Origin of the sequence: Mycobacterium sp. DL440 (genome assembly GCF_011745145.1) — a bacterium.
Lineage (GTDB): Bacteria > Actinomycetota > Actinomycetes > Mycobacteriales > Mycobacteriaceae > Mycobacterium.
The window spans coordinates 5875259-5889942 of the sequence record NZ_CP050191.1 but is presented as its reverse complement, the minus strand read 5'-3'; the positions used below and the strand labels follow the sequence as shown (position 1 = coordinate 5889942).

Here is a 14684-nt window from a genome sequence, read left to right as displayed (position 1 = left end):
GAGCTGCTTGAAAGTACGTCAAGGAGGCCCATACCGCGGAGAACGCCGCCATCCAGCGCTCAAAACCCTCGTGACCACGCCACTGACCCGCATAGGGAAGTGAGTCTGGCCGGTGCATCACACAATCCGGATGCAGCACGGCAGCGACAACCGCGAAGTCCTTCGGGTCGGATTCCAGGTACGCCGTCTCTGCTTCGTAGAACCGCTGCAGCACCGCTATCGCGTTGTTTTCCAATGCTTGGCCCTCCTTTGCCCTGGATTTGCGTCAGCTGCCCGGAACGGCGTCGCGTTCTTGACCGGAAACCACGCCGGCCAACAATTCTGCTGTGCCCTCGGGTGTTTCGATGTGGAAGTGGTGGCTTCCCAAATCGACCGGCACGATGTCGATTCGGTCGCGATAGCGGTCGATCGCTTCCTGCCTGATGAGCGAGCGCACCGCGAACAGGGTGATCGGCTGGTGAATCTCACGCAGGGCGGCGTCCATGTCCCAATGCACCAGGCCCTCGACGGCGCGCAACCCCGCCGGTTGCCGCACGGCCGACATCTTCGCGAAGTAGGCGTCCGTGCGCGCCGGATCGACGCCCTCCGGTGATCCGCCATCGACCAGGTCCCGTGTCGCCGCCTCAAAGTCGTCATAGAAGGGTTGCAAGACAGCCCGGGCATGCGGAGCGTCTTGGGCGGGATACAACGACAGGTAGTGCAGGCCATCGAGTGCGACGACCTGTGAGACCACGTCGGGCAATATCCTGGCGGTCTCGACGGCCACCGCACCGCCCAGGGAATGCCCGACCACGACGGCACTTGCCACGGCCTCGGCCCTCAGGACAGCAGCAACGTCCCGGGCGAACTCCCCTATCGTCCAGAGATCGCGTGCGGACCGGGATTCGCCGTGTTCGGCGAGATCGATCGCCACGACGCGGTACCGATCCGGCAGGAAAACGGCGACGGCATCGAAATCGGTTCTGTCACAACCCCAGCCGTGGATGAACACGAGGGTCAGCCCGCCGGCGGGGCCGGTGACCGTGTACCGGATCGTGGTCTCGTGCGGACGTTGGACCTCGCGGACTGCCGCAGCGGTCTTTTTCGTCGCCGACATCGTTTCCTTTCGTAGGCACCCCCCAACAACAGCGGCCCTCCCGTTCGGATTCCCGGCATCTTCGCCGCCCGAAACGTAAGGGGTGCCATCACACGGTCGGTACCCTGGTCACATCACGTCCTAGGAGTGTCCATGCGAATCGCCCTGTTCGCGACCTGCCTGGCGGACGCGTTGTTCCCGCCGGTCGCGATCGCCACGGTGCAGTTGCTGGAGCGCCTCGGTCATCAGGTGGTGTTCCCGCCCGGTCAAACCTGTTGCGGCCAAATGCATATCAACACCGGCTATCTCAAGGAAGCCACCGCGCTGGTGCGCAATCACGTCGAGGCCTTCGAATCCGCGAGCTGCGACGCAGTGGTGGCACCGTCGGGCTCGTGTGTGGGTTCGGCCCGCCACCAGCACACGATGGTGGCCCGCCGAGCCGGCGACGAGAACCTGGCCACGCGCGCCGAGAGACTGGCCGAAAAGACCTACGAGTTATCGGAATTTCTGATCGACGTCCTCGGCGTCGACGACGTCGGCGCCTACTATCCGCACCGCGTCACCTATCACCCGACCTGCCACTCACTGCGCATGCTCGGGGTGGGCGACAAGCCGCTGCGGCTGCTGCGCAATGTTCGGGGCCTGACACTGGTGGAGCTGCCTGAGGCCGATTCCTGCTGCGGGTTCGGCGGAACCTTCGCGATCAAGAACTCCGATACGTCCACCGCGATGCTGGCCGACAAGATGGCCCACATCGCAGAGACCGGCGCCGAGGTCTGCAGTGCAGGAGACTCCTCGTGCCTGATGCACATCGGCGGCGGGCTGACCCGGCTGCGCTCCGGCGTGGGCACAGTGCACCTGGCCGAGATCCTGGCGGCCGAGGCATGACCACATTCCTGGGCACCCCCGGCGTCGGCAACCTCCGTGGCGACGAACCCTTCCCGAAAGCCGCCCGCACCGCGCTCGCCGATTCCCAACTGCGCCGCAACATCGGCCACGCCACCCACACCATCCGGACCAAACGGCTGGCCGCCGTGGCCGAATGCGACGACTGGGAGCAGTTGCGTGCCGCGGGCAGCGCACTCAAGCAGGACGTCATGGCACGGTTGCCCGAGTTGCTCGAGCAGCTCGAGGACAACGTCACCCGGCGGGGTGGCGTGGTGCACTGGGCCCGCGACGGCAACGAGGCCAATCGCATCGTCGCCGACCTCATCCGCGCCACCGGCTCCGACGAAGTGGTCAAGGTCAAGTCGATGGCCACCCAGGAAATCGGCCTCAACGAGTACCTGGAAGCGCAGGGCATCGCCGCGTTCGAAACCGACCTGGCCGAGCTCATCGTGCAACTCGGCCACGACAAACCGAGCCACATCCTGGTGCCGGCCATCCACCGCAACCGGGCAGAGATCCGCGAGATCTTCAACCGGGAGATGCCCGACGCGGGTGAGCTCACCGACGACCCGCGGGTGCTGGCCATGGCGGCCCGGGCCCATCTGCGGCGCAAATTCCTCACCGCGAAGGTCGCGGTCAGTGGGGCGAACTTCGGCATCGCCGAGACGGGCACGCTGGCGGTGGTGGAGTCCGAAGGGAACGGCCGGATGTGCCTCACGTTGCCGCCGACCCTGATCACGGTGATGGGTATCGAGAAGATCGTGCCGTCGTTCACCGATCTCGAGGTCTTCATGCAGTTGCTGCCGCGCTCCTCGACGGCGGAACGGATGAACCCGTACACCTCCATGTGGACCGGTGTGCATCCCGGCGACGGGCCCCAGGAATTTCACCTGATCCTGCTCGACAACGGCCGCACCCGCGTGCTGGCCGATGAGGTGGGGCGCGCCGCGCTGCACTGCATCCGGTGCAGTGCCTGTCTGAACGTCTGTCCGGTGTATGAACGCACGGGCGGGCACGCCTACGGCTCGGTGTATCCGGGGCCGATCGGGGCGATCCTGAGCCCTCAGCTCACCGGCACCACCGGTCACGACGATCCCAACGCCAGCCTGCCGTTCGCCTCGTCACTGTGCGGAGCGTGCTTCGAAGCCTGCCCGGTGCGCATCGACATCCCCACGATCCTGGTGCACCTGCGCGCCAACCAGGTGGACTCCGAACGTCACGGCCTGCCCGGCGGGCAGGATCTCGCGATGAAAGCCGCGGGCTGGGCGATGTCCGGCGCGGGCCGGTTCGCGCTGGCGGAAAAGGTGCTGGGCGCCGGGCGACTGATCGCCGGGCGCGATCACCGCATCTCGGCGCTGCCCTGGCCCGCCTCCAAGTGGACGGCGAGCCGTGACATTCCCGAGCCGCCCGCCGAGACGTTCCGGCAGTGGTGGAACCGAACCCATGAGGGAGGCCGCGGGTGACCGGCCCGACCCCCGACGCAGCCCGGGCCACGGTGCTCGGCCGGATCCGCGGCGCCCTGGCCGCCGCACCGCCGCAGGCGGTGACGGTACCGAGGGACTACCACCGTGAGCCACTGACCGGCGCCGGCGACGTCGAGCGGTTCGCCGAGACAGTCGCCGAGTACCGGGCGCGGGTCCATCGCATCGGGGTCGACGCGATCGCGTCGACTGTCCTCGGACTGGTCGGCCCGGAGGCCACCGTGGTCATCCCGGCCGATCTGCCGCCGGAGTGGGTGACCGGGCTGACGACGGTCCCCGACGCGCCGGCACTGGGTGTCGAGCAACTCGATCGAGCCGACGCGGTGCTGACCGGATGCGCGCTGGGGATCGCCGCGACTGGCACCATCGTGCTGGACGCGGGCCCCGGGCAGGGGCGGCGGACGCTGACCCTGGTGCCCGACCATCACCTTTGTGTGGTCCGTGCACAGCAGATCGTCGACACCGTGCCCCAGGCATTCGCCGAGCTGGCGGCGACCAGGCCATTGACCTTCATTTCCGGCCCCAGCGCCACCAGTGACATCGAGCTGCAGCGTGTGGAAGGCGTCCACGGGCCCCGAACTCTGGACGTGTTGATCGTGGAGGACCCTACCGGCGGGTAGATCCGTTGGGTTCTTAGCAAAGTATTAACGCTGGCACCCAGCCGCCTTAGATTGCCCGCATAACGTCATGAACAGGTTGACGCGACGGAGCTCAGCCAGAGCTCAGGAAAGACGGCGGGAGGCTGATCATGGCAATCACGAACAACACCCCGGCATTGGATCGACACTTTCGGTACGGGAACTCGGCAGTTATCTGCGAAGGCGCATCGATGCGCGCGCAGTGCCGCCAGCTGGCGACAGTGGTGACCGTCAAGGGAGATATCGACAGCAACAACATCGACCAGATCGCGTCGTATGTGAATCGATTCATTCTTGCGGAGAAGCCGCTGGCGCTCGATCTGAGTGGCGTCAACAGCTTTGCACCACAGGCGATCTCACTGTTCTACGACATCGACGAACGATGCGGCGCACTCGGTGTGGACTGGGCGGCAATCGCCAGCCAGTCCGTCGTCGCCGAGATCCACCACCAGGAGGTGGGCGTCCCGCTCAGCTCGTCGGTGCCAGAAGCCCTGCATCACTTCGCCGAAGGCAACACGGCACGCCGCCGGTTGCTACCCCTGCTTACCAAGAGCGCCTGAGAGAAAGGCCAACGCAATGTTGATCGATGTCCGCTGGTTGACCCGCCTGCTTCGTCATCGCCACCGGGCGGTGCGCATCTAGTTCTTACGCACACCAGACAGATACCGAAACGGCTGCCAGACTTGGTCTGGCAGCCGTTTCGCTATTGGTGGCGTATCCCTGTCACCGGACTTTCGTGACTGCCGGTGGCTATCTTGGGCTCGCGTATCTGCCGCGACCCTAAACGCTGATACGTCAAGGCAAACCACGTCCTTGCCGCGCGAACGATTCGTCGCACACACCCCGTCCCACCTGCTAAAGTTCGGCCCGCCGGGCGATGCAATCGGCACCTGCCCGCCTCGGGAAGGAGTCCCGCTGTGTCCCGCACACTGACCACCGCGCGCTACGGAATGGTGCCGGCGTTCGCCGCCGGTGCCGTCGGGGTAGTAGTCGGTCTGTTCAGCCCCGCGACAGCGGCGGCCGAGCCTCCCCCGCGCCCGCCCAATTGCACGGCCGCCGATCTCGCCGGAATCGCCTCCGGGGTCGCCGCCGCGACGTCCACATACTTGTGGACCCATCCGGACGTCAACGATTTCTACACAAATCTGCACGGCCGCCCACAGGAAGAAGTGCCGGACGCGACCCGGACCTTCTTCGACGCCAACCCCCAAGCGCACGCCGACCTGGTCGGAATCCGTCAGCCGCTGACCGACTTTCGCGCCCGCTGCGGGATCAAGCCACCTGATCAGCCGTTAGGACAATGATGAACATCCCCATGCCTCGGTCATCATGGCTCCGCGCGGCCACGGTCGTGCTCGCCTTCACCGCCCTGCCCGGCGCCATCGTCCTGGCCGCCCCGGCGGGGACCGCCAACGCCGACGTGTGCGCCAGTGCCGGACGCCGGATCTCGGTCGGCGGGTGCGTGAACGTCGCCGACGCCGTTGCCCCGTACGTGCCGCCGCCGGCCTACTACGCCCCGCTCCCGGAGGACGTGCCACCGCCGCCGCCCCCGCCGGGTTCGAACGTCAGCGGCTGCATCGGCTACAACGGCCGGTGGGTCCACGCAGGCGGTTGCAACTAGCTCAGGCGATCGCTCCCGAGTCCTTGAGTTCTTCGATCCGGTCCCAGTCGATGCCGAGCTCCATCAACACGATCTCGGTGTGCTCGGAGGCCTGGGGTGCCCGGGTGGTCTCCAGCGGTTCGTGATTGAACTGCACCGGCCCGCGCACGACCCGGAACGGCTTGCCCCCGTCGGCGGCCTCCACCTCAACGACCATGTCGTTGGCCACGGCCTGGTCATCGCCGGCGAGGTCGACCAGGCTCTGGAACGGCGCCCACTGGCCCTTCATCGTCTTGAGATGCTGACGCCAGTACTCGAACGGCTTGCTGCCGATCGCCTGTGCGATGAGTTCGACGCCCTCCGAGGCGTTTTCGATCAGCGGCAGCACATCGGAGAACCGCGGGTCATCGGCCAGCTCGGGCAGACCGAGATGTTCGAAGGCGTCGCGGATGTAGCCGGTCGGGCTGACGATGCACAGGTTGATGGTGCCGCCGTCGGAAGTCCGGTAATTGGCCATGAACGGGTTCACCGAGGTCGCGTCATCGGGCATCAGCGAGCGCATCGTCTCACCGGTCTCCATGCCCTGGGTGACGCTGGCGCCGGCCGCCCACCACGCCGTGCTCAGCAGCGACACGTCGATCTCGGAGGTTTCTCCGGTCCGCTCGCGGTGGAACAGGGCTGCGGAAATACCCCCGGCGATGTTCATCCCGCCGATCGAATCGCCGAACGCCGGAATGCCCTGGGACAGTGCACCGTTGATTGCCTCGGGGGTGAGCGCATGACCGACACCGCTGCGGGTCCAGAAAGCGGTGCCGTCGAAGCCGCCGGTATCACGCTCCGAACCCTTGTCGCCGTACGCGCTGCCGCGGGCGTAGATGATGTTCGGATTCACCGCCCGGATGTGCTCGACATCGAACTTGTTCTTCTGCCGTTGGGCGGGAAGGTAATTGGTCAGGAAGACATCTGCCGTCTTCGCGATCTCGTACAGCACCTCCTGCCCGCCGGGGGTCGAGACGTCGATACCGACGCTGCGCTTGCCGCGGTTGGGGTGCTCGATGAGCGGATGCCGGTTCGGGTCGAGTTGGAACCCGCCCATGTTGATGAACCCACGCTGGGTGTCCCCGCGCACGGGGTGCTCGACCTTGATGACGTCGGCACCCCAGTCGGCGAGGATGGCCCCCGCCGCCGGTACGAAGGTGAACTGCGCGACCTCGAGCACTCGCACGCCCTGCATGACCTTGATCAACGCGGCTCCTCACTGTTGCACTTACGGTAAGTGTAATCAGACGATTCCTTCCCCGCCGAAACGGCATTCCGGCAGAAGAAGTGCGAGAGGCAGCCTGCTGGAATGCCGTTTCGGCGAAATTTTGCGCGGGTATGCCACCACCGGGTCCGACGTATGGAGGCAGGCGATGACCGCCACCGGAGAAGTCAACGAACGACAGGCCAGGCAGGTCGCCGAGGATGCGCGGGAAGCGCAGTGGCACCAGCCCAGCTTCGGCAAGGAACTGTTCCTCGGCAGACTGCGGCTGGACCTGGTCCATCCGCACCCGCGCGGTCCGGCCGAGGCGACGGAGCGGGGTGAGGCATTCCTGTCCAAGCTCCGGCAGTTCTGCGAGACCCAGATCGACGCCGCGGTCATCGAACGCGATGCGCAGATCCCCGACAAGGTCATCCAGGGATTGAAGGCACTCGGCACGTTTGGCATGAAAATCTCCACCGAGTACGACGGGCTCGGTCTGTCGCAGGTCTACTACAACAAGGCGCTCGCCCTGGTCGGCTCGGTCCATCCCGCACTGGGCGCATTGTTGTCCGCACACCAGTCGATCGGCGTACCGCAGCCGGTGTCGATGTTCGGGACGGCCGAGCAGAAGCAGACCTGGCTGCCTCGGTGCACGCGGGAGATCAGCGCATTCCTGCTCACCGAGCCCGATGTGGGCAGTGACCCGGCCCGGTTGCACGCCACAGCCACCCCCGACGGCGACGACTACCTGCTCAACGGGGTCAAACTGTGGACCACCAACGGAGTCATCGCCGACCTGCTGGTGGTGATGGCCCAGGTGCCCGCGAGCGACGGGCACAAGGGTGGCATCACCGCGTTCGTCGTCGACGCGGATACCCCTGGCATCGTCGTCACCAACCGCAATGCATTCATGGGGCTACGCGGAATCGAGAACGGCCTGACCAAGCTGACCGACGTGCGGGTGCCTGCGGCGAACCGTATCGGGCGCGAAGGCGAAGGCCTTAAGATCGCCCTGACCACGCTCAACGTCGGACGGTTGTCGCTTCCGGCGGTGTGTACCGGCACGGCGAAGTGGTGTCTGAAGATCGCCAGGGAATGGTCGAAGGAGCGCGTCCAATGGGGCCGGCCGGTGGGTGAGCACGACGCGGTGGCCGGCAAGGTGGCGTTCATCGCGGCCACCGCCTACGGAATCGAGTCGATGGTCGAGCTGGCCAGTGAGCTCGCCGACGCCGGCCGCACCGATATCCGGATCGAGGCCGCGCTGGCCAAGCTTTACGGCTCGGAAATGACCTGGCTGATCGCCGACGAGCTGGTGCAGATCCGCGGCGGTCGTGGCTTCGAGACCGCCGAATCGCTGGCGGCCCGCGGCGAGCGTGGCGTGCCCGTCGAGCAGGTTTTGCGTGACATGCGGATCAACCGCATCTTCGAAGGTTCCACCGAGATCATGCATCTGATGCTGGCCCGCGAGGCGGTGGACGCCCACCTGTCGGTGGCCGGCGACATCATCGACCCCGACGCCGACTTCAAGCACAAAGCGAGAGCAGCCGCGCAGGCCGGCAAGTTCTATGCGCGCTGGCTACCCACACTGGTCACCGGAAAAGGTCAACTACCAACATCATTCACCGAATTCGGAGTGCTCGGCGAACACCTGCGCTATGTCGAACGGGCCAGCCGCAAGCTCGCCCGCAGCACGTTCTATGCGATGTCCCGATGGCAGGGCAAGTTGGAACACAAGCAGCGCTTCCTGGGCCGGATCGTGGATATCGGGGCGGAACTGTTCGCAATGACGGCGGCCTGCGTCCGGGCCCACAACGACGCGCCGGACTCCGCGGTCGAGCTCGCCGACGCGTTCTGCCGCCAATCCCGGGTGCGGGCTGAGCGGCTGTTCACCGAACTCTGGGACAACAGCGACGATTCTGACCGAACGTTGGCGCATGACGTGCTCGGCAGTCGGTACACGTGGCTGGAGGCCGGGATCATCGATCCGTCGATCGAAGGACCGTGGATCGCCCAGGAGGGCGGCGACGTGACCGAGGACGTGCACCGGGTTATCCGGTGAACCAAGTAATTGCAGACGTGAACAATCCACGCGCGCAGGCTTCCTCACGACCCGCGACGCTCGTAGACTCAATGGGTTATGACGACCCCGTCAAACGCGCACGGCCGCGGATGGGGACAGCGGCCGCATTCGTTAGATGCGCTCGATCACCGCCTCTCCCGCAGACAGGCGCGTCAGATGAGTCGGCGGTTCGACCGGGTCGGCGTGGGCATCGCCGCGGCCCGCCTTCGTGAAATCTCCTCCGGGGTCCCTGCTGCCGATGCCGAGTTGGAACGCGTCCAATTCGCCTTCGTCGCAGACGAACTCATGCACGATGCGCGGATAGCGAAGCTGGCACGCGGCAAGCAGCGCTGCGCGTCGTGGTTCGTGGTCGTCGTCATGGGGCTGATCATGTTCAGTTCACTGTTGTGCATGGTCGTGCTGATGTTGAGCCTGATGCAGCACTCGGCGCCGTTCTGAGCGGACCGCTCAGTCGAAGGCCACGCTGAAGTACTGCGTCTCCTGAAACTCCTCAAGGCCAACACGTGCGCCTTCGCGACCGAGACCGCTCTGCTTCATCCCGCCGAACGGGGTCGACGGGTCGGACACGACGCCCCGGTTGATGCCGACCATGCCGGCGTCGAAGGATTCCGCGAGCCGCACCGCATCCTGCAGCCGACCGGCGTAAACGTATGCGGCCAAGCCGTATTCGGTGTCGTTAGCCCAACGCAGGAGGTCCGCCTCGTCTTCCCACACCACCACCGGAGCGACAGGTCCGAAGATCTCGTCGGCCAGGATCGCGGCATCCGGGGCAACTCCGGTCAACAGCGTGGGGGCGACGAACCAGCCCTCGGCCGGCACATCGGCCGTCGCGGCGACCACGGCGCCGTCGGCTACCGCGGCATCGATCGCGGCCGCCACCCGCTGCGCGGCGCGCTCGCTCACCAGGGGGCCGACCTGCGATGCCGGATCTGAGGCGGGGCCTACCCTCAGCGCCGCGACCTCGGCGCCCAAACCGGCGACGAACTGGTCGGCGACCGAAGCATGTACGTAGAACCGGTTGGCCGCGGTGCAAGCCTGACCGCCGCCGCGGAACTTGGCGACCATCGCACCCGCGACGGCCGCTTCGACGTCGGCGTCGCCGGTGACGACGAACGGGGCGTTGCCGCCGAGTTCCATGCTCGCGTTGACGATCCGGTCGGCGGCCTGCTTGAGCAGCACCCGGCCGACGCCGGTGGAACCGGTGAAGGACACCTTGCGGACCCGGTCATCGCTCAACCAGTTCTCGACCACGGCGGCGGCATCGGTGGTGGGCACCATGTTGACCACACCGTCGGGGACGCCCGCGGCCGACAGGATCCCGGCGATCGCCAACGCCGTCAGGGGCGTCTCGGCGGCCGGCTTGAGGACGACGGTGCATCCCGCGGCCAGCGCCGGGGCGATCTTGCGGGTCGCCATCGCTGCCGGGAAGTTCCAGGGCGTCACCAGCGCGGCAACCCCGACCGGCTTGTGCGTCACCAACGTTCGGGTGCCACCCGCGGGGCTGACACCGTAGGCGCCGTCGGTCCGCACCGCCTCCTCGGAGAACCAGCGGAAGAACTCGGCGGCATAACCCACCTCGGCACGGGCGTCGGCCTGCGACTTGCCGTTCTCCGCACAGATCAGGGCGGCCAGCCGCTCGGTGTCGGCGACCATCAGCTCGAACACGCGGCGCAGGATGTCGCTGCGCTGCCGCGGGCTGGTCCTGGCCCAGTCACCGAAGGCCCGGTGCGCAGCGTCGACGGCCGAGCGGCCATCGGCCACCGTGCCGTTGGCGACCTCGGCGATGGTTCGGCCGGTGGCCGGGTCATGCACCTCGAACGTCGTGGCGGCACCACGGGCTTGCCCGTCGATGAGGATGCCGTGCTTGGCGTCGAGTTCGGCGATCGCATTCTGCGTGTTCACTCAGGTCTCCCAGGGATCGAACGGGCGAGCGGTCAGCGGGTCTCGGCGAAGATGGCGGCCAGGATGTCCAGCCCCTCTTCGAGCAGGTGATCGGGCATGGACAGCGGCGGCAGGAACCGCAGCACGTTGCCGTAGGTCCCGCAGGTCAGCACCACCAGGCCCTGGGCGTGGGCGGCGGCAGAAACCTGCTTAGCCAGGTCGGCGTCGGGCTCGGTGGTGCCAGCCTTGACCAGTTCGACGGCGATCATGGCGCCGCGGCCGCGGACCTCGCCGATCCGGGAGTCTTCGGCGGCGATCGCGTCGAGGCGGCCGACCATGGTCTTCTCGATCTCCACCGCGCGGGCCAGCAGTCCCTCCCGCTCGATGGTGTCGATGACCGCGAGGGCAGCGGCACACGAGATCGGATTGCCGCCGTAGGTACCGCCGAGCCCGCTGGCATGCGGCGCGTCCATGATCTCGGCGCGGCCGGTGACCGCCGACAGCGGCAGGCCACCCGCGATGCCCTTGGCGGTGACGATCAGATCGGGCACGACATCGTCGTGCTCGACGGCGAACATCGCGCCGGTGCGGGCGAAGCCCGACTGCACCTCGTCGGCGACGAAAACCGCGCCGTTGTCGGTACACCAGTTCTGCAGTGCGCGCAGGAATCCCGGTGCGGGAACGATGAATCCGCCTTCACCCTGAATGGGCTCGATCACGACGGCGGCGACGTTGTCGGCGCCGACCTGCTTGTCGATGAGGTCCAGGGCGCGGGCGGCCGCAGCGGCGCCGTCGGTCTCGCCGTCACGGAACGGGAACGATGTCGGCACCCGGTACACCTCACCGGCGAACGGCCCGAAACCGTTCTTGTAGGGCTGGTTCTTGGCGGTCATCGCCATGGTGAGGTTGGTCCGGCCGTGGTAGGCGTGGTCGAACACCACGACAGCCTGCCTGCGGGTGTAGGCCCGCGCGATCTTGACGGCGTTCTCGACGGCTTCGGCGCCGGAGTTGAACAGCACACTGCGCTTGTCGTGGTCGCCGGGGGTGAGCCGGTTGAGTTCCTCGGCCACCCGCACGTAGCCCTCGTAGGGCGTGACCATGAAGCACGTGTGGGTGAACGCGGCTACCTGCTGGGTGACGGCCTCCACCACGGCGGGCGCACTGTTGCCCACGGTGGTCACGGCGATGCCGGAGCCGAAGTCGATGAGCTGGTTGCCGTCGGCGTCGACGAGGATTCCGCCGCCTGCGGCCACCACGTAGACGGGCAGCGTAGTTCCGACGCCGCCGGCCACCGCAGCGGTCTTGCGCGCCTGCAGCTCCTGGGAAACCGGGCCCGGAATGGCAGTGACGAGCCGGCGTTCCTGGGCGACGGCCGCACCCGCGATCTCGGCGATGGTCACGTGTTCCTCCTGCTGCTGGCGGTTGTTTGTGATCACGCTAGGGAACCGCGGGCCTCATCGGCAGGTCGGGAACGCACATATGAACAAACAGATAATGTGCAAAACTGGCACACATGGTTCTGGTCGGCGATGTCCTGGATGTGCGCACGCTCGGGTTGCTCGCCGTCGAGGTTCCTCGCCGCGATGCACCAGTCCGCTGGGTGGCCACGAGTGAACTTGCCGATCCGGGGCCATTCCTCGAAGGCGGGGAGATCCTGCTGACCACCGGCCTCGAAACCGGCGCCTGGCACGACCAGTGGGATGGCTACGTGCACCGACTCGGCGACGCCGGCGTGGCGGCCGTGGGGTTCGCCGTCGGACTCACCCACGCCGAGACTCCGGCGGCACTCGCAGCCGCCTGCCTCAGACACCAGGTGAATCTGTTCGAGGTGCCACGCCGCACCACCTTCGTCGCGATCAGCCGGCACGTCGCGCATCTCCTGGAGGAACAGGAGTCCACCGCGACACGCGAGTCACTGCAGACGCAGCGCAAGCTCATCTCGGCTGCGGCCAAGCCGGACCCTGCCGTCGCGGTCATCACGGCGCTGGCCGCGGCGCTCGACGGCGCGACGTGCCTGATGAATCCCGACGGACGGGTCGTGACGGGTCCGGTTGGTACCCGCCGCGCCGAGTTTCCGCTCGATGAGGTCGCCGACGACGTCAAACGGTTGCAGGCTCACGGATTGCGTTCGGCTGCAGCACAGTCCAATCCGACGCTCTCGGTGTCGGTCCACCCGATCGGGCTGAGCGGCCGGGCATCGGCATACCTGGCGGCGTTGGCGCCGGCCAGGGCCACCGAAGGACAGCGCCAGGCCGTGACGACCGCGGTGGCCCTGCTGGGGCTCATCGACGAGCAGGACCGCAGCCGCGCCACGACCCGACAGCGCCTTCGCAGCCGGGCCCTGGAGCTGCTCGCTGAAAGCGATTACCGCACCGCACAATTGGTATTGGAGGTGGATCATCCGCCGTCCGAGCTGCCGAGGCACATCCGCTTCCTGCGAGCTACCGGGGACGGCTCCGCCATCGAGAACGCAGCGGCCGCGCTGGACCGGCGCGGCATCCTCGCCGGGCTGTACGCCGGCGAGCTGTGCGCTGTCGTCGAACCTGCACGCGCCGAAGCGACCGGCTCCCGCCTGGCCGGCGAGGGATTGCAGGTCGGCGTCGGGAACTCGGTGGCACCCGGTGACGGCGGAACGGGGTACCGCACGGCCGGACTGGCGCTGGCCCAGGCCACCGAGGTGTCCGGCGCAGTGGTGTGGGACCGGGTGATCGACAACGGTCCCCTCGGTCTGATCGATCCCGAGAACGCCGCGGCTTTCGCCGAATCCTGGTTGCGCGGGCTCGATTCCGAGCAGCTGGAAACTCTGCGTTGTTTCCTGCGCCACCACGGATCCCGGCTCAAGGTCGCCGAAGAACTCGGCCTGCACCGCAACACGGTGCGCAACCGGCTCGCCGCCATCGAGGCGGTGCTGCCCGGGAAGCTCGACGATCCGCAGACCCGGGTGAGTGCGTGGATCGCTCTGCAATCGGTCCCGGAGGACCGTCAGCCCTTGAAATAGACGATCTGGTGACTCGTGGCCAGCAGGGTGGCGTCACGGCCCCACAGGTTCGCGGTCTGATCGAAGTAACCGCTCGAAAACCGCTGTGCCCGTGCCGTGGCGAGCACGAAGTCGTCGCCCTGAGCCGTGAGCTGCGTGTCGACGGCATGGAAATACGTCGTGATCGACACCGTTCCGGCCGGTACGAACTGGCCGTGGCGCAGGAACACTCTCGGATAGAAGATATCGCTCACCGCGGCCAACGCTGCGAAATCCATTGGCCGGGCAGGATTGTTACGCACCCACAACGTCGTAGTCGACGAGTCGGAAGGCGCACCGACGTCAGGAATGGCTCCGTCGACGAAACGCATGTCGTAGTTGTCGAACCACACCACACCGAACGGCGGGGCCGACGGCACGATGTCCTCGGGCGCCGGGGCCGGCGGTGGTGTGACCTCGGTGTCGGCCCAGGTGTCGCGGCGCAGCCCGAAAATGGCCGTCGCGGTGGTCTTGACGTCGCCGTCCTGGCTGAGTTCGACGATCCAGTGCTGATTGGATCGGTTGGTCTTGACGACCCTTGTCACGATGTCGAACTCGCCGTCGACGATCGGGGCGAGATAGTTGACGGTCAGGGCAATCGGCTGGCCGTGCCGTTTCGGGTGCAGCTCAACCGCCCGCAGCACGGCGGCCGCGGTGATGCCGCCGAACGGACCCACCATGTTGGCCCACTCCGGGATCGTCCGCCCGCGCAGGAGATCGTCGCCGGACGGTTCGAGCTCCAGGGCCTTATCGAAGGGATGCACCCGGCCACAGTACCGACG

At 67.0% G+C, this 14684-nt stretch carries 14 protein-coding genes; 9 read left to right on the top strand and 5 right to left on the bottom strand.

Annotation, left to right across the window (positions count from 1 at the left end; all coding sequences use genetic code 11):
- Window positions 1-265: 265 nt before the first annotated feature.
- On the bottom strand, window positions 266-1096 hold the full coding sequence (locus HBE63_RS28655; RefSeq protein ID WP_166908332.1) for an alpha/beta fold hydrolase: 831 nt from the start codon (window positions 1094-1096) through the stop codon (window positions 266-268).
- 132 nt (window positions 1097-1228) lie between these two features.
- On the opposite strand from HBE63_RS28655, the gene HBE63_RS28650 reads away from it, so the two are divergent.
- The 6 genes from HBE63_RS28650 (at window position 1229) to HBE63_RS28625 (ending at window position 5703) form a co-directional block, all read left to right on the top strand.
- Window positions 1229-1963: a (Fe-S)-binding protein gene (locus HBE63_RS28650; protein ID WP_166908330.1), complete on the top strand. Its 735-nt coding sequence runs from the start codon at window positions 1229-1231 to the stop codon at window positions 1961-1963.
- Window positions 1960-3426, top strand: a complete 1467-nt coding sequence (locus HBE63_RS28645; RefSeq protein ID WP_166908328.1) for a LutB/LldF family L-lactate oxidation iron-sulfur protein — start codon at window positions 1960-1962, stop codon at window positions 3424-3426. The genes HBE63_RS28650 and HBE63_RS28645 overlap by 4 nt, the downstream gene beginning before the upstream one ends.
- Window positions 3423-4064, top strand: coding sequence for a lactate utilization protein C (locus HBE63_RS28640; protein ID WP_208301237.1), 642 nt, complete (start codon window positions 3423-3425; stop codon window positions 4062-4064). The genes HBE63_RS28645 and HBE63_RS28640 overlap by 4 nt, the downstream gene beginning before the upstream one ends.
- 128 nt (window positions 4065-4192) lie before the next feature.
- Window positions 4193-4642 carry an STAS domain-containing protein gene (locus tag HBE63_RS28635; RefSeq protein WP_166908326.1) on the top strand — a complete coding sequence of 150 codons (450 nt, stop codon included), beginning with the start codon at window positions 4193-4195 and terminating at the stop codon, window positions 4640-4642.
- A 390-nt stretch (window positions 4643-5032) separates the two neighbouring features.
- A complete protein-coding gene (locus HBE63_RS28630) occupies window positions 5033-5386 on the top strand; it encodes a heme-binding protein (protein ID WP_166910344.1) in 354 nt (117 codons plus the stop codon).
- Window positions 5387-5397: 11 nt separating this feature from the next.
- Complete coding sequence (locus tag HBE63_RS28625) at window positions 5398-5703, top strand: hypothetical protein (protein WP_243858358.1); 306 nt, start codon at window positions 5398-5400, stop codon at window positions 5701-5703.
- 1 nt (window position 5704) lies between these two features.
- Here HBE63_RS28625 and HBE63_RS28620 read toward each other — a convergent pair whose 3' ends face one another.
- Window positions 5705-6916 carry a CaiB/BaiF CoA-transferase family protein gene (locus HBE63_RS28620; protein ID WP_166910342.1) on the bottom strand — a complete coding sequence of 404 codons (1212 nt, stop codon included), beginning with the start codon at window positions 6914-6916 and terminating at the stop codon, window positions 5705-5707.
- Window positions 6917-7094: 178 nt separating this feature from the next.
- Here HBE63_RS28620 and HBE63_RS28615 point away from each other — a divergent pair, with 178 nt between their 5' ends.
- Both HBE63_RS28615 and HBE63_RS28610 read left to right on the top strand, forming a co-directional pair.
- Window positions 7095-8984: an acyl-CoA dehydrogenase family protein gene (locus HBE63_RS28615; protein ID WP_166908322.1), complete on the top strand. Its 1890-nt coding sequence runs from the start codon at window positions 7095-7097 to the stop codon at window positions 8982-8984.
- A gap of 177 nt (window positions 8985-9161) precedes the next feature.
- Window positions 9162-9443, top strand: a complete 282-nt coding sequence (locus HBE63_RS28610; RefSeq protein WP_243858357.1) for a hypothetical protein — start codon at window positions 9162-9164, stop codon at window positions 9441-9443.
- Between the two features lie 9 nt (window positions 9444-9452).
- Here HBE63_RS28610 and HBE63_RS28605 read toward each other — a convergent pair whose 3' ends face one another.
- Together HBE63_RS28605 and gabT are read right to left on the bottom strand one after the other, a co-directional pair.
- Window positions 9453-10907: an NAD-dependent succinate-semialdehyde dehydrogenase gene (locus tag HBE63_RS28605; RefSeq protein ID WP_166908318.1), complete on the bottom strand. Its 1455-nt coding sequence runs from the start codon at window positions 10905-10907 to the stop codon at window positions 9453-9455.
- Between the two features lie 32 nt (window positions 10908-10939).
- Entirely contained in the window at window positions 10940-12286 is a 1347-nt protein-coding gene (gabT, locus tag HBE63_RS28600) for a 4-aminobutyrate--2-oxoglutarate transaminase (protein WP_166910340.1), read from the bottom strand.
- Between the two features lie 113 nt (window positions 12287-12399).
- On the opposite strand from gabT, the gene HBE63_RS28595 reads away from it, so the two are divergent.
- On the top strand, window positions 12400-13884 hold the full coding sequence (locus HBE63_RS28595) for a PucR family transcriptional regulator (RefSeq protein WP_166908316.1): 1485 nt from the start codon (window positions 12400-12402) through the stop codon (window positions 13882-13884).
- Here HBE63_RS28595 and HBE63_RS28590 read toward each other — a convergent pair.
- Complete coding sequence (locus tag HBE63_RS28590) at window positions 13869-14666, bottom strand: acyl-CoA thioesterase II (RefSeq protein ID WP_166908314.1); 798 nt, start codon at window positions 14664-14666, stop codon at window positions 13869-13871. The genes HBE63_RS28595 and HBE63_RS28590 overlap by 16 nt on opposite strands.
- Between the last annotated feature and the right edge of the window lie 18 nt (window positions 14667-14684).

Coding starts and splice junctions, on each gene's coding strand:
- HBE63_RS28655 (WP_166908332.1), bottom strand. CDS start 1,096: ATGTCGGCGACGAAAAAGACCGCTGCGGCAGTCCGCGAGGTCCAACGT.
- HBE63_RS28650 (WP_166908330.1), top strand. CDS start 1,229: ATGCGAATCGCCCTGTTCGCGACCTGCCTGGCGGACGCGTTGTTCCCG.
- HBE63_RS28645 (WP_166908328.1), top strand. CDS start 1,960: ATGACCACATTCCTGGGCACCCCCGGCGTCGGCAACCTCCGTGGCGAC.
- HBE63_RS28635 (WP_166908326.1), top strand. CDS start 4,193: ATGGCAATCACGAACAACACCCCGGCATTGGATCGACACTTTCGGTAC.
- HBE63_RS28630 (WP_166910344.1), top strand. CDS start 5,033: ATGGTGCCGGCGTTCGCCGCCGGTGCCGTCGGGGTAGTAGTCGGTCTG.
- HBE63_RS28625 (WP_243858358.1), top strand. CDS start 5,398: ATGCCTCGGTCATCATGGCTCCGCGCGGCCACGGTCGTGCTCGCCTTC.
- HBE63_RS28620 (WP_166910342.1), bottom strand. CDS start 6,916: ATGCAGGGCGTGCGAGTGCTCGAGGTCGCGCAGTTCACCTTCGTACCG.
- HBE63_RS28615 (WP_166908322.1), top strand. CDS start 7,095: ATGACCGCCACCGGAGAAGTCAACGAACGACAGGCCAGGCAGGTCGCC.
- HBE63_RS28610 (WP_243858357.1), top strand. CDS start 9,162: ATGAGTCGGCGGTTCGACCGGGTCGGCGTGGGCATCGCCGCGGCCCGC.
- HBE63_RS28595 (WP_166908316.1), top strand. CDS start 12,400: ATGGTTCTGGTCGGCGATGTCCTGGATGTGCGCACGCTCGGGTTGCTC.